Raw genomic sequence first — 13,913 nt, 5'->3', positions numbered from 1 at the left:
GATCAGATGACCGCGGTGTCCGCGCCCCCCGGCTGCACCCGATCCGCCGGATCCGGCCGGGCCAGCCAGTCGGCGACGGCCCGGGCTATCGGCTGACCGGTGTCCACCTCGACGAAGCCGAACTGGCCGGACTGATTGCACTCCAGGAACCACCAGGTCCCGTCGCCGTCCTCGGCGAAGTCGAAGGCACCGTAGGCCAGTTGGGAGGACCGGAGGTACTCCCGGACGGCCTCGGCGACGCGCGGCGGCACCTCTGCGGGACGCCACGGCTCGGCGGAGGCGGTGAACCGGACGTCCACGTCCCCGGGGTCCGCGTTCACGGCGGTTGCCTTGCGGGCGGCCAGCAGCCGCTCGCCGACGGCGGTGAGCCGGATGTCGGCGCGCTTGGGCACCCGCCGCTGCAGCAGGGTCGGGCCGAACGCGACGGCGGCGAAGTCCGTCTCCGGCGGAACCCGGCTGGCCGGCACCGCCCGCGGCGGATCCTGCGGATGGGCGCCCGAGACCGGCTTGACCACCAGGTCCGGATACCGCTCGGCGAACTCCCGAGCCGCCCGCGGGAACGTCGTGATCAGCGTGGCCGGCACCGGCAGGCCGCACTGCTGGGCCAGCCGGAGCTGCCAGGGCTTGTGCCGGGCCCGGCGGGCGGCGTCGGGATGGTTCATCCAGCGTGCCTCCGAGCCGCGCAGCATGCCGTAGAGCGCCTGCCCGGACTCCTCCGTCAGCCATGCGGACGGTTCGGCCGCGCGCCCGGCCGGGCTGCCCGGCCGGCGCACCCAGACGGACCGCAGCCCCCCGATGCTCACCATCCGGCCCCCGGACGACAGATGGCCGCGGAAGGAGCCGTGTACGTACTCCCCCGACAGGGCGACGGACCCGGTCAGGTCGGCCGGATCCAGTCGCACCACCGGGACCCCCGACTCGTGCAGGTGCACGACCACCATGTCGGCGGTGACGTCCTCTTCACAGGTCAGGATCAATACGGTCATGTTCGGCGGTCCGCGTTCAGTCGTCGAAGTGAGTCTTCGAGCCCGCGGTGGAGGTCGTGGTCCCCAGCTCCCGGAGCAGGGCGTGGTCCCGGGCCGCCACCCGGCCGTCGAGGAGCACGTTCAACTGCAGCCCGGAGTCGTAGACGTACGGAGTGGCCGCTTCCAACTCCGCTGCGGGACGTGCGTAGTTGAGCGCGAACGGTTGCATCGTCTCTCCCTCGTCGGTGCTCGCCGAGCAGGCGGTGGTCCAGCAGCGCCTTCGGCCGGTCCGCCGACTTGCTTCGGCTTCCAGAGACTTATACGAATCGAACGGGTGAATGGTTTCCTCACGCTGCGTAGTATTACGCTGCGTAGTCAAGCCATGGGTTCGTGATCCGGTCGCCGCGGCTCGGGGTGCCGTCCCCGCTCGCCCAGGGAGCCGCGCATGCTGCGCAGGGACAGCAGCAGGACACCGATGTCGTCCAGGTACACCGGATCGGGCAACAGGTCCGCCGGCAGGGCGAGATAGAGGACGGCGCCCCAGAAGACCCAGCGCGGGCCCGTCGGCAGCCCGGATCTCCTGAGATCCCGTCGGGTCCGTACCAGCCGCACCAGGACGGCGACGGCCAGAGCGAGCACGACCGCCGCGAGCGCCATGGCCGCGACGATCCACGCCGTGGTCGTGTCCACCCGCCCCCTCCTCATGGTCGGTCCGTGTCCGGTGCACCGCTCCGGTGCCCTTGCACACACGCGTCCTCTACGGGATTCCCCTTGGGAGCACACATATGGCTGCCGGGCGGGTGGCTCCCCCGGGTGGCCGGTCCGAGTGGCGGGCCGGGGCGGGGCAGCTTAGTAATGGTCACCACCATGTCGCGTGTCGCATGTCGGGGACGCAGGAGCGGCCGCACCCCCTTCACACGGAGCAGACCATGACCACCGGCTCTTCAACCACCTGTTCGGACGAGTACGCCATAGCCCCCGTGGACCTGCCGACAGCCGAGACCGCCACCGCCACCGGCACACACAGCAGCACCACGGCCCCGGCACTCACCGGCCTCGACCCCGACCCGTGGCCCGACCCGTGGCCCGACCCGGCCCCGGAATCGGCGCCCCCGGCCCCGGCAGGTGCGTCCGGGGACGCACCCTCCGCCCACCCGGACGCGACGGAGTCCTACGGCGACCCGGCGGCCGACCTGGTGCGCTCCGCGGTCGCCGACCGGCCGCTGGAGGAGGTCGTCGCCCTGATCGCGATGCTGGAGGAGTCGCCCGAGTACGCACAGGCGACGGTCGATGCGCTGCGCGCGGCCGGCGTCAACCGGTCGGTGGAGGACGTCACCCGGTTGGTGGGCCTGCTCACCAGGCCGCCCCGTCACCCCGCCAGTGCGGACGAGGCGATCCGCGCGGCGGCCGAGCACCGGTCGGTGGAGGACGTGACCCGGCTGATGGCGCTGCTGCACCGCACCCCGTTGGAGCCGCACTGCGGCCGGGAGGCGGTGCGGGCCGCGGCCACCGGCCGGTCCGTAGCGGAACTCGTCCAACTCATCGGGCGGCTCGCCGAGGAACGCCGGGACCCCGCCTACCGGCCCGACGCCGCCCCGTCGCCCGCCGCGGAGGACACCGGCGCCCCCGACCGGCCGCGGCGGAACGGCGGCGCGGCCGGTCCCGACGACGACGCACCACCGGCTGCCGGCACCCGGCCCTCCGGCCGCGAAGGCCGCAGCGGCCCGCGGCGCCTCCGGGTCGCGCGCCGGTGTCCGGGGCGGCCGGCCGACCGCGGCCCGTCCCGGCCCGTCCGGCTCGCCGTCGCCGCGCTCGCCGGCTGCGGCGTCGCCTTCTTCCCGCCGCAGCCGGACGGCGCCTCCGTCCGGGTGTACGCCGTCGCCCTCGGCCTGTCCGCGCTCTGCCTGGTGCTCGCCCTGCTGCTGACGGTGCGGCCCGCGGTGCCCGTGCTCGCCGCGGGGGTGGCGGGGCCTGCCGCGCTGGCCGCCGCCAAGCTGTACGGCAGCGCCACTCCCACGGCCGGCGCGTCCCGGGTGCTGGACCTCACACTCGCGCCGGGCTGGGTCGCCGCGGCCGTGGCCGTGGCCGCGTCCCTGGTGGCACTGACGGCGCTGTGCGTACAGGTGGCGGCACAGTCGCCCGCCGCCCGCCGGCCCCGCCGCCCGGCGGCCGGGACGAGCCGCACCGCGGACTGACCGCACTGCCGCCCACGGTCACCCGGCGGGGCCCGCCACCACGGCCGCGAGTGCCCCGGGAGCCGAAGCCGGAAGCCGGAAGCCCGGCGCCGGCGGCAGGCGGAGGCCGGGCGCCTGCCGGGCCGTCAGTTCCCCGGCCCGGCCGGGCCCGGGCCCGGGCCCGGCCGCAGGCTCCTGAGTCGCTCCAGGGTGCGGGTCAGGAAACGTCGCGGGAGCACCGCGCGGGACGGTTCCGCGGCCCGAGCGGAGTCGCGGCACGCGGCCAGTGCCTCGTTGGCGCGCTCGGCGGCCTCCCGGTACAGGTCCCGGGACCTGGTCATGGCCTCCAGCGCCTCGGCGTACATGGCGACCAGCCTGCGTTCACGGGCCAGTTCCTCCTCGAGGGTCAGCAGCCGCCACTCCTCGCGCAGCGCCGCGAGCGCCTCCTCGGCGCCCTCGGGCAGCGGCCGGTCGAGCGCGGCGAACCGGGTGACCGCCGCGATCAGATCGGCGGGTTCGGAGCCGTCGAGGAAGACGGAGCGGACCGTGAACGCCTGTGGGTCGTGGCCGGCCGGGGCCGGTGTGCCGGGCAGCACCACGGCGCCGCCGCGCGGCAGTTGCACGCCGTGGTCCTGGAGTGCCCAGTTCGCCGCCCGCAGTTGCTGCGGCGCGGCGCGGTGCTCGACCACACGGTGCCGCAGCCCGGGCGGCAGCCACCCGGCCAGCGGCATCCGCCCGCGGTGGTCGGGGGTCATCGCCTCGTGGACGACGACATGGATCTGCCACGAGTGCCGCGCCGCGTCCCGCAGCAGCCGGCGGACCGTCCGGTCGTCGTCCGGCAGCGTGTTGATCCCGCGCAGCCGCAGTCCCGTGGCGGCGTCCCGGTCCCAGGGGACGTCCGGGTCCTCGGGCCAGAACACGGCGGCGGGGGACGGCCACGCCGGGTCCCAGGGTCCCTCGGCCTCCGCGACCAGCGTCCACTCCTGCCCGCCCGCCGAGCCAGGTGCCAGCGTCAGCCGGGCCCGCACGGTGACGTCTTCGCCTCCGTCCCCGGCCACGGTCCAGCGGGCCTCGAAGACCCGCGGGCCGGGGCCGTCCTCGTCCTCCGGCGGCTCCAGGAAGGCGTCGACGGCACCGGAGTCCCTGCGCTGCCGCAGTGTGCGGAGCAGCAGGTCCTCCGCGCCGGATCCGACGTGGCGGCCACGCGCCGGCCACACGGTGGGCGGAAGCGTGGGGCGATCCGGGGGAGAGGTCGGCATGAGTCCATCCGAAGACGGGAGTAGGTGTACAGACCAGTATGGTCGTCGCAGACCGGAGGATCTCACCCGGGGCCCGGTGGACGGACGCCGCCCGGACGGGTGCGGCAGGATGTCAGGGGGCCGGATCCGGCCGAATTATGCACCACCCCGGGCACGTTCCCCTGGAAAATGCCAAACCCCTCACCTCATGCGTGCACTTTCCGTAGTGTCGGCGTCACGTTCGCGGCACAGGGGTGCCAGGGGAGGGGAACCGGCGTGCCCGGAATTGACGAGAGCCTGCTCGAGGCGATGCGGGTGCCCGGGGCCCGGGGCGTGTCCCTGGTGGACTGGATCAGCGGGCTGGCCCTGGGCACGGTGGGCGAGGCGCCGGGCGGCGATGCGGAGGCGAGCGCCGCGGAGACCGCCGAACTCGCCCGGCTGGCCGCCGAGAGCGGCACCCTCGCCCCGGCCGGGCGCGGCGCCGCGGCGGACAAGGAGCCCCCGGTCGAGGATCTGATCGTCACCACCGCCGACTCCTACCACCTGCTGAGGTTCGTCGGCACGCCGTTCGACAGCACCGTCCTGCTGCACCTGTGGCTGGACCGGAACGACGGCAACCTGGCACTGGCCCGCATCCGGCTGGCCGAGACGGCGGACCGACTGGTGCTGGGATGACGACCGGGACCGCGCACGGCACCACCTCCGCCTCGCTGGCCGCCCTGGCGGCCGACCGCGCCACCGGCGCCCTGTCCGGTGAACGCGGCGTGTTCTATCTCGTCTCCGGCCGCATCGTGCACGTCGAGTCCGCGCTCACCCCCGGCCTGCGGGCGCTGCTCACGCACAGCGGCGCCGTAGCCGCCGACGGCTGGTGGGAGGCGGTCGCCCGGGACGGTGCCCGGCACCGGGTCGGGCACCGGCTGGTGGACAGCGGACGGGTCTCGGCGGGGGCGCTGGAGGTCTGTCATCTCGGGGCGCTCTTCGACGCCGCGTACTTCGCCCTCGCCCATGACACCCGTCCCCACCGCTTCCGGCCCGGCGCCGCGCACTGGCTGGGCACCGTCCGCTCCGTCCCCGTCGACGCCGTCGTCCGCGAGTCCCGGCGCCGCCGCACCCTGCTGGAGCGCATCTGGCCCGACCCGGCCGTCGACGTCGCCCCGCTCGCCCGCGCACCGGGCGCCGGGGCCGCTGAGCTGCCGGTGCGCCGTGGCCGGATCCTCGAACAGGTCGACGGCGTACGCACGGCCGCGGACATCGCCGCCGCCCTCGCCTGCCGCACCTACCACACCCTGGTCGAACTGCGCCGCCTGGCCGCCGGCGGACTCGTCACCACCGCCTCGCCCCGGCCCGCGCCGCCACCGGCGCCCGGCGGTCCGGATCCCTGCGGCACGGCATGGGACGACCCCGACACGGCCCTGCTGCGGCGGCTTCGAGACGCCTTGGAGGCCTTGTGATCCGCGCGCGCCGACAGCGTGCCGAAAGGAGACTGCTCATGGCCGTCGAGAGGGACGTCCTGGACGAGCTGCACCGACTGCGCAACCGCGTGCCCCAGGTGACCGGGTCGCTCGCGGCCACGGTCGACGGGCTCGTCCTGGCCCACGACGCCCCCGGCGCCGAACCCGAGGGGCTCGCCGCCCTCACCGCCGCCGCCCTCGGCGTCGCCCAGCGCACCACGGACGCCACCGGGCGCGGCGCGTTCCGTGAACTGCTGCTGCGCGGCGCCCACGGCTACGTCGCCACGTACGCGGCCGGCCCGGCCGTCGTGCTCACCCTTCTCGCCGACGCCCGCGTCAACGTCGGCCGGCTGCACCTGGAGGGCCGGCGCAGCGGAGCCCGTATCGCGGAGCTCATGGCGGCCGGCGGCGACGGGACGCGGACCGGCGCACAGCCGGCGCCCGGCGCGCGCACCGCCGCCGCTCCCGCGGACCCGGCGCGGCCCATCGGCACCCTGCCGGTGCGCACCCCGCCCCGCCCCGCCCACCAGCCCCGCCCCTCGGCCGGCGGCCACCGCCGGCCGGTCTGATCCACCGATCACGTACCGATCACGTACGGAAGGAAGACACCATGGCCAATCTGGAGACGTCGCTCAAGGAATGCCTCAGCTCCATCGACGGGGCGACGGCCGCCGCGCTGGTCGACTACACCAGCGGCATGGCCCTAGGCACCCTCGGCGGCACCAAGGACTTCAATCTGGAGGTGGCCGCCGCCGGCAACACCGATGTCGTCCGGGCCAAGCTGCGCACCATGGAGCACCTCGGCCTGACGGAGGAGATCGAGGACATCCTGATCACTCTCAGCACCCAGTACCACATGATCCGGCTGCTCAAGGGCCGTGGCGGCAACGGGCTGTTCCTGTACCTGGTGCTCGACGCAGGCCGGGCCAACCTGGCGATGGCCCGGCACCAGCTGCGCCGGATCGAGGGCGAGCTGGAGGTCTGATGCGAACCGGTTCCCGGCTCCGGGGCTGAGCACGGGTGCGCCCGGTGCCGGTGGCCAGCCGTGGCCACCGGCACCGGGCGCGGGCGGTGCTCTCAGGCGCCGCTCTCCCGGAGCATGTCCTCGCGCTCGACGATCTTCACCCGCTCGCGGCCCTGCGGCTCGCCCAGCGCCTTCTCCGCTGCGTCCAGCCGGTACCAGCCGTCCCAGGTGGTGAAGCGGACGTTCCGCTCGGCCAGGAACGTGTCCACGGCCTCGGGGCCGGGCGCGGACGGCGTGTGCAGCCGGCCGGCCGCGTAGTCGTCCAGCAGATTGGTCACCGTCTCGTTGGCGTCACCCTTGGTGTGGCCGATCAGACCCACCGGGCCGCGCCGGATCCAGCCCGTGACATAGGCCGACTGCAGATGCTCCCCCGACTCCTGCAGCACCCGGCCGCCCTCGTCCGGGACGGTGCCCGACTCCAGGTCCCACGGCAGCTTGGGCAGCTGGTCGGAGAGGTAGCCGACGGCCCGGTAGACCGCGCTGACGTCCCAGTCCTTGAACTCCCCGGTGCCCTTGACGTTGCCGGTGCCGTCCAGCGCCGTGCGCTCGGTGCGCAGGCCGACCACCCTGCCGTCCTCGCCGAGCAGCTCGGTGGGCGACTCGAAGAAGTGCAGGAACAGCTTGTGCGGCCGGTCGCCGGTGTCGCGGATCGCCCAGTTCTCCAGCGTCTTGGCGACCATGTCGGCCTGCTTGTTGCCGCGCCGGGTGGCGATCGAGCCGTCGTCGTAGTCGATGTCCTCGGGGTCGACGATCACCTCGATGTTCGGGGAGTGGTCCAGCTCCCGCAGCTCCATCGGACTGAACTTCGCCTGCGCCGGGCCGCGGCGGCCGAAGACGTGGATCTCCTTGGCCCGGTTCGCCCTGAGGCCGTCGTACACGTTGGCCGGGATCTCGGTCGGCAGCAGCTCGTCGGCCGTCTTGGCGAGGATCCGGGCCACGTCGAGGGCGACGTTGCCGACCCCGAGGACGGCGACCTTCTCCGCCTGCAGCGGCCAGGTGCGCGGGACGTCCGGGTGGCCGTCGTACCAGGAGACGAAGTCCGCGGCGCCGTAGGAGCCGTCCAGATCGATGCCGGGGACCGGCAGCGCCCGGTCGGCCGTCGCGCCGGTGGCGAAGATCACACCGTCGTAGAACGTGCGCAGGTCGTCCAGGCTGATGTCGGTCGGGTAGTCGACGTTGCCGAACAGGCGGATCTGGGGCTTGTCGAGCACCTGGTGCAGCGCGGTGATGATGCCCTTGATCCGCGGGTGGTCCGGGGCGACCCCGTAACGGATCAGTCCGAACGGGGCGGGCATGCGCTCGAAGATGTCGATGGACACGCCGGGACCGGCGGCCACCTCGGACTTGAGCAGGGCGTCGGCGGCGTAGATTCCGGCCGGGCCGGAGCCGACGATGGCTACCCGCAGCGGGCGGGGCATGATCAGGTTCCCTTCGAGCGGTGACAGATCAACTCGTCGAGAGCCTAAACTAAGGCAAGCCTAAGTCGGTACGCGGGTCCGGTCTATGAGCTCATAAGGCGGGCTTATGGCGCCCCAAGGTCACGATTGGGGTGCCGTTCTCCCGGTACCGGCGGTCCGCCGCGCCGGCCGGGCGAGGGTCGCCGCCCGGCCGGTCAGGGAATCGGCTGCTCCGCCCAGATGACCTTGCCCTCCGGGGTGTAGCGGGTGCCCCAGCGTTCGGCGAGCTGGGCGACGAGGAACAGGCCGCGCCCGCCCTCGTCCGTCATCGCCGCATACCGCAGATGCGGCGAGGTGCTGGTGCTGTCGGACACCTCGCAGACCAGGGTGCGGTTGCGCAGCACCCGCACCCGGATGGGCTCGGCGCCGTACCGGATGGCGTTGGTGACGAGCTCGCTCAGGATCAGCTCGGTGGTGAACGCCAGCTCGTCCAGGTCCCACTCGGCCAGCCGCCGGGTCACCTCGGCGCGGACCGCGCCGACCGCCGCCGGATCGGCGGGCACCTGCCACTCGGCGACCCGGTCTGGGCCGAGCGCCCGGGTGCGGGCGACCAGCAGGGCGATGTCGTCGCTCGGCCGGGTCGGCAGCCGGGCGTCCAGCACCGCCCGGCAGGTGTCCTCGGGTGACTCGCCCGCCGCCGCCAGGGCATCGCGCAGCTGCTCCAGACCGATGTCGATGTCGTGCTCCCGGTCCTCGACCAGCCCGTCGGTGTACAGCACCAGGCGGCTTCCCTCCGCCAGCTCCAGCGCGGCCGTCTCGAACGGCAGTCCGCCGAGCCCCAGCGGGGGACCGGCGGGCACGTCGGGGAAGTCCACGCTGCCGTCGGGGTGCACCACCGCCGGCGGCGGATGGCCGGCCCGGGCCAGCGCACAGATCCGGGAGACCGGATCGTAGATCGCGTACAGACAGGTGGCGCCGGTGACCGGGGCCGTCTCGCCCGCCGCCGCCTCGTCCTGGTCGATCCGGCCGACCAGCTCGTCCAGCAGCGTCAGCAGCTCGTCCGGCGGCAGATCGAGCGAGGAGAAGTTGTGCACCGCCGTGCGCAGCCGGCCCATGGTCGCCGCCGCGTGCAGCCCGTGCCCGACGACATCGCCGACCACCAGCGCCACCCGGGCCCCGGACAGCGGCAGCACGTCGAACCAGTCCCCGCCCACCCCGGCCTGGGCGGGCAGATACCGGGAGGCGATGTCCAGGGCGTTCTGCTCCGGCAGCGAGCGCGGCAGCAGGCTGCGCTGCAGGGTGACGGCCATGCTGTGCTCGCGGGTGTAGCGGCGCGCGTTGTCGATCGACACCGCCGCACGGGCCACCAGCTCCTCGGCGAGCGCCAGCTCGTCCGCGTCGAACGGCGCGGGCTTGTCGCTGCGCCAGAAGCCCACCACCCCGAGCACCAGGGCGCCCGCCCGGAGCGGCACGGTGATCAGCGAGTGGATGCCGTACTCCACCACCTGCGCCGAGCGCTCCAGGTCCTGCGCCTGCCAGCCGTGCGCCCGGGCGAGCTCCGGTTCCAGCACGGACCGGCCGGTGCGCAGGCTGTGGCCCTGCGGGGAGGAGGCCACGAACCGGAGCTGGTGGCCCACCGGGTACAGCGGCGCGTCCTCGCGCACCCCGCTGACCGCACTGCGCCGCAGGACGCTCCCCGGCTCCGGCTGGGCGCCCGCCAGCACCGCGTCGTACAGGTCCACGGTGGCGAAGTCCGCGAACCGGGGCACGGCCACCTCCGCCAGCTCGGCGGCGGTGCGTGAGACGTCCAGGCTGGTGCCGATGCCCACTCCGGCGTCGTACAGCATCTCCAGCCGCTCCCGGGCGGTCTCCGCCCGGCCGGACAGGGCGCGCAGCTCCGTGGAGTCGCGCAGCGTGGCGACGCTGCCGGCCGGACCGTCCCGCACGTCCGTGGGCCGCTGGTTGATCGCCAGCAGCCGGTCCTTGACCAGGTGCACCTCGTCGGTGGCGATGCGCCCGGAGGCCAGCAGCGCCGCGGTGTCGGCGGCCAGCCCGAGCTCGCCGACGTGCCGGCCCTCGGCGTCGTCGGGAAGGCCGAGCAGCCGGTGCGCCTCGTCGTTGGCGAGCAGCAGGCGCCCCCCGTCGCCGACGATGAGCACGCCCTCCCGCACGGCGTGCAGGACGGCGTCGTGGTGCTCGTACATCCGGGTCATCTCGTCGGGACCCAGGCCGTGCGTCTGGCGCAGCAGCCGTCTGCTGACCAGCGCGGTGCCCCCGGTGGCCAGCACCAGCCCCGCGCCCGCGGCGGCGAGCACCAGGGGAAGGTGACGGCCGGCGGTGACGCCGACGTGCTCGGTGGTGATACCGGCCGACACCAGGCCCACGACGTCCCCGCCCGGCTCCTCGACGGGGACCACGGCCTGCACCAGCTGCCCGATGGTCCCCTCCACCTCCTCGGTGACCGTCCCGCCCCGCAGTGCGGGCTCGATGGTGCCGACGAACGTCCGGCCGATACGGTCCGGCCGGGGGTGGGTGTAGCGCACACCGTCGGTGTTCATCACGACGATGAAGTCCACTCCGGTCGCCTCCCGGGCCGCCTCCGCCCGCGGCTGCAGCACCGCCGTGGGGTCGGGACTGCGCAGCGCGGCGAGGATGCCGGGGGAGTTGGCGAAGGTCTCGGCCACGGCCAGCGAACGGTTGCGGGCCTCGACGGTGCTGTCGTGCCGTCCCTGGAGCACCAGCGCGACCACGGCGGCTGCCACCAGCAGCAGGACGACGACCACCTGCAGGACGAACACCTGTCCGGCGACGCTGCGTCCGGTCAGCGCGGACCGCAGTCCCGTGGTCCCCTCCCGCCGCGACCGGTGTGCGTCTCGCTGCCCGCGAGCGGGCGGACCGCTGGGGCGACGGGCTGACCGAGCTCCCGATCGACCCATTAGTCGGACCATGTGCCCATGTCTACACTGCCGTGGCGGGTGAGGCGAGAGGCACTGTCGTGGCGGGTGACGCGAGAGGTGTCCCGTGGGGTCGCCCGGCCGTTCGGCTGGTCGGCGGCCGGGTGCCGGAGTCCCGGGCAGGCCGCCCCGTTCACCGCCCGCTCTCCGGTTCCGGACGGCGGGCGGCGAGCAGCAGGGCGATGTCGTCGGGGCGGTCCACCGCGTGCCGGGCCCCCGCGGTGAGCCGGTCCGCCGTCACCGCCAGCCGCCGGGCCGTCGGGCGTTCCGTCGGCGCCCCCGCCTTGGACAGCGCCACCCGCAGCGCCGAGATGCCCGCGTCGATGTCCGTGCCGGGCCGCTCCACCAGCCCGTCCGTGTAGAGGGCGAGCAGCGCGCCGGGCGCCAGCCGGAACTCCGTGAGCGGATAGCGGGCCTGCGGGTCCACGCCGAGCACCACACCGCCGGGAAGATCCAGCACCTGGGCGCGTCCGTCCGGGTGGCGCACCAGCGGCGGCGGATGCCCCGCCCGGGCCGCACGGGCCAGGCCGGTGACCGGATCCAGCCGGAGGTAGCAGCAGCTCGCGAAGAGCCCCACGTCCAGATCGATCAGCAGGTGGTTGGTGCCGTTCAGCACCTCGTCGGGCGACCGGTCGCCGAGCGCGAAGGCCCGCACGGCGCTGCGCAGCTGCCCCATGGTCGCCGCCGCCTGCACCCCGTGCCCCTGTACGTCCCCGATGACCAGCGCCATGCCGTCGCCCGACGCGACGACGTCGTACCAGTCGCCGCCCACGTCCATGCCCTGGGTGCCCGGCAGATAGCGGCCCGCGGTCTCCATCAGCGGGTGTGCCGACAGGCGCCGCGGCAGCAGCGCCCGCTGCAGTCCGCGGGCGAGTTCGGTCTCGGTCTCGTAGCGCCGCGCCTTCTCCATGGCCTGGCCGATCAGCCCGGCCAGGGCGGTGAGCACGGTGCGCTCCTCGGTGCTGAAGCTGCGCGGGCGGTCGAAACCGAGGATGCAGGAGCCGACCGGGCGGCCGGAGGAGATCAGCGGCAGGAAGGCCCGGGCGCCCTGGGTGGCGTCCAGCGGGATGCCCGGGTATGCGGCCGCCAGCGCCTGCATCGAGTCGAAGAACAGCGGCCGGCCGCTGGTGAGCGTCTCCACGCCGGGCAGTCGCGCGTCCAGCCCTATCCCTTCGAACGGCGCCAGGAATCCGGGCGGGAACCCGGTCTCCCAAGCCAGGTGCAGATGCCGGTCCTGCAGCAGGTACAGGGCGAGCCGCCGGCCCCCGAACGCGGGCAGCAGCTCGCGCACCACCACCTCGGACACCTGGCGAGGCGTCACCGCCTCGGTCAGCGCCACGGCCAGCACGATCGGGCGGTACAGCGGGGCGGTGGAGGCCACCACGGGCGGTACGTCCCCGGAGGCGGACGCCTGGGGCGGGGCGCCGAACCCCGCGGCCCCGGCGGCGGAGGCGTCGGCCACCCGGTTCGCCGGACGGACCGTGCCGGTCAGGATGTCCGGCCCCGGATGCACGGACACCGCCAGCCAGTCCCCCTCGTAGAGTTGCGGGGTCGTCGAACGGCTGCCGTCGGGAGGGCGGCGGACGTGGAAGTGGACCGGGTCGGGGGAGAGCAGGGCGGCCCGCAGGTGGTCCTCGCACTCGGTCTGGTTCAGCCAGGGCACCGCCTCCCACAGCCCGTGGCCCACCAGCCGTGCCCGGGGGCGGCCCAGCAGCTGGGCGGCGCGCGGATTGGCGTAGACGATCACGCCCAGCCGGTCCAGGCAGAACACGCCGTCGGGCAGCAGATCGGCCGCGGCGTCCGCCACCGGACCGAGCCCCGGGTCGCGGACCATGCCGCGCACCGGGCCGGTGCCGGGCGGTGCGGCGTACGGCTTCCACAGCTCCACCAGCCGCAGCGCCCCGTCGGCGGTGCGCACCGGCAGCGGCAGCGGCGGCGGTCTCCCGGCCGCGGTCTGGCGCAGTGCGGCGGCGACCCGGTGGCCGTCACCGGGGGCCAGGGCGTCCATCAGCGCCCCGAGGGAGGCGGCCTGGCCGGGTCCCGGCAGGGCCAGCAGCGCGCGCAGCGGTTCGTCGACGGTCAGCGTGCCGCCGGCCGGTTCCCAGGCGAAGCTCCCGGCGTGCTGCGCGGGTCGCCGGGCCGCCGGCGGACGGACGCTCAGCGGCTCGTCGTCCCAGGTGACCGGGGTGGCTGTGCTGTCCTCGAGCCCCTGCAGCGCCATGGCCAGATCCCCGGCGATCCGGGTCAGCCCGTCCAGGTGCTTGAGCACCTCCGCGGTGTCCGCCGTGGCGGGGCGCAGCACGGTCAGCACCCCGAACATCGTGTCCGGGCCGGCCACGGGCACGTACAGGGACCCGAACGGAAACGGCAGCCCGGCCGCGAACTGGGGGTAGCGGCGCATCGTCTCGGTGGGGTTGGGCAGGATCACCCGCACGCCCAGCCGGAAGGCGTCCGCGGCCGGGAACGGGCGGTCGACATGCAGCTCCCACCAGGGGCGGAACAGCGGCCCGGGCAGCCCGGCGAGCGCGGACAGCCGCAGCAGTCCGGGTGAGCCGGACCGCAGATAGACCCCTCCCGCGTGGCCGCCGGCCGTACCGACCGCCTCGGTCGCGGCGTCCACGAGCAGTGCCGGCAGCCGCCCGGGCGTGCGGTCGGCGTCCAAGGCGCCTGCTGTCATCGGCCCCACCTCGTCCGTGCGCCGTCACGCGGG

The 13,913-nt window shown here is 74.7% G+C and carries 12 protein-coding genes; 5 read left to right on the top strand and 7 right to left on the bottom strand.

What is annotated here, in order from left to right:
• Positions 1 to 2 precede the first annotated feature (2 nt).
• From tgmB to V5O46_RS08580, 3 genes are all read right to left on the bottom strand, one after another.
• Positions 3 to 986: an ATP-grasp ribosomal peptide maturase gene (gene tgmB / locus V5O46_RS08590; RefSeq protein ID WP_332883881.1), complete on the bottom strand. Its 984-nt coding sequence runs from the start codon at positions 984 to 986 to the stop codon at positions 3 to 5.
• Between the two features lie 16 nt (positions 987 to 1,002).
• Positions 1,003 to 1,194, bottom strand: coding sequence for a putative ATP-grasp-modified RiPP (gene tgmA / locus V5O46_RS08585; RefSeq protein WP_332883880.1), 192 nt, complete (start codon positions 1,192 to 1,194; stop codon positions 1,003 to 1,005).
• 146 nt (positions 1,195 to 1,340) lie between these two features.
• Complete coding sequence (locus V5O46_RS08580; protein ID WP_332883879.1) at positions 1,341 to 1,655, bottom strand: YkvA family protein; 315 nt, start codon at positions 1,653 to 1,655, stop codon at positions 1,341 to 1,343.
• 239 nt (positions 1,656 to 1,894) lie between these two features.
• Between V5O46_RS08580 and V5O46_RS08575 the strand changes: the two genes are divergently transcribed.
• Positions 1,895 to 3,160 (top strand): hypothetical protein, encoded by a 1,266-nt coding sequence (locus V5O46_RS08575; protein WP_332883878.1) that lies wholly within the window; start codon positions 1,895 to 1,897, stop codon positions 3,158 to 3,160.
• Positions 3,161 to 3,285: 125 nt separating this feature from the next.
• On the opposite strand, the gene V5O46_RS08570 is transcribed toward V5O46_RS08575, so the two are convergent.
• Entirely contained in the window at positions 3,286 to 4,398 is a 1,113-nt protein-coding gene (locus V5O46_RS08570) for a hypothetical protein (protein ID WP_332883877.1), read from the bottom strand.
• A gap of 255 nt (positions 4,399 to 4,653) precedes the next feature.
• Between V5O46_RS08570 and V5O46_RS08565 the strand changes: the two genes are divergently transcribed.
• From V5O46_RS08565 to V5O46_RS08550, 4 genes are read left to right on the top strand one after another with little or no spacing between them, the layout of a single operon-like run.
• Entirely contained in the window at positions 4,654 to 5,052 is a 399-nt protein-coding gene (locus tag V5O46_RS08565) for a hypothetical protein (RefSeq protein WP_332883876.1), read from the top strand.
• Entirely contained in the window at positions 5,049 to 5,828 is a 780-nt protein-coding gene (locus V5O46_RS08560; RefSeq protein WP_332883875.1) for a hypothetical protein, read from the top strand. Before V5O46_RS08565 ends, V5O46_RS08560 begins: the two co-directional genes overlap by 4 nt.
• 38 nt (positions 5,829 to 5,866) lie before the next feature.
• Positions 5,867 to 6,397 carry a roadblock/LC7 domain-containing protein gene (locus tag V5O46_RS08555; RefSeq protein ID WP_332883874.1) on the top strand — a complete coding sequence of 177 codons (531 nt, stop codon included), beginning with the start codon at positions 5,867 to 5,869 and terminating at the stop codon, positions 6,395 to 6,397.
• Between the two features lie 41 nt (positions 6,398 to 6,438).
• Positions 6,439 to 6,813: a roadblock/LC7 domain-containing protein gene (locus V5O46_RS08550; protein WP_332883873.1), complete on the top strand. Its 375-nt coding sequence runs from the start codon at positions 6,439 to 6,441 to the stop codon at positions 6,811 to 6,813.
• 92 nt (positions 6,814 to 6,905) lie between these two features.
• On the opposite strand, the gene V5O46_RS08545 is transcribed toward V5O46_RS08550, so the two are convergent.
• From V5O46_RS08545 to V5O46_RS08535, 3 genes are all read right to left on the bottom strand, one after another.
• Positions 6,906 to 8,270: an FAD-dependent oxidoreductase gene (locus V5O46_RS08545; RefSeq protein ID WP_332883872.1), complete on the bottom strand. Its 1,365-nt coding sequence runs from the start codon at positions 8,268 to 8,270 to the stop codon at positions 6,906 to 6,908.
• Positions 8,271 to 8,464: 194 nt separating this feature from the next.
• Positions 8,465 to 11,197: a SpoIIE family protein phosphatase gene (locus V5O46_RS08540; RefSeq protein WP_332883871.1), complete on the bottom strand. Its 2,733-nt coding sequence runs from the start codon at positions 11,195 to 11,197 to the stop codon at positions 8,465 to 8,467.
• A 139-nt stretch (positions 11,198 to 11,336) separates the two neighbouring features.
• Complete coding sequence (locus V5O46_RS08535) at positions 11,337 to 13,880, bottom strand: SpoIIE family protein phosphatase (RefSeq protein WP_332883870.1); 2,544 nt, start codon at positions 13,878 to 13,880, stop codon at positions 11,337 to 11,339.
• Positions 13,881 to 13,913 lie beyond the last annotated feature (33 nt).

The organism is Streptomyces poriticola (assembly GCF_036689765.1).
Lineage (GTDB): Bacteria > Actinomycetota > Actinomycetes > Streptomycetales > Streptomycetaceae > Streptomyces > Streptomyces poriticola.
The sequence above is the reverse complement of the archived record's forward strand: the minus strand, read 5'-3'. Positions and strand labels throughout refer to the sequence as shown.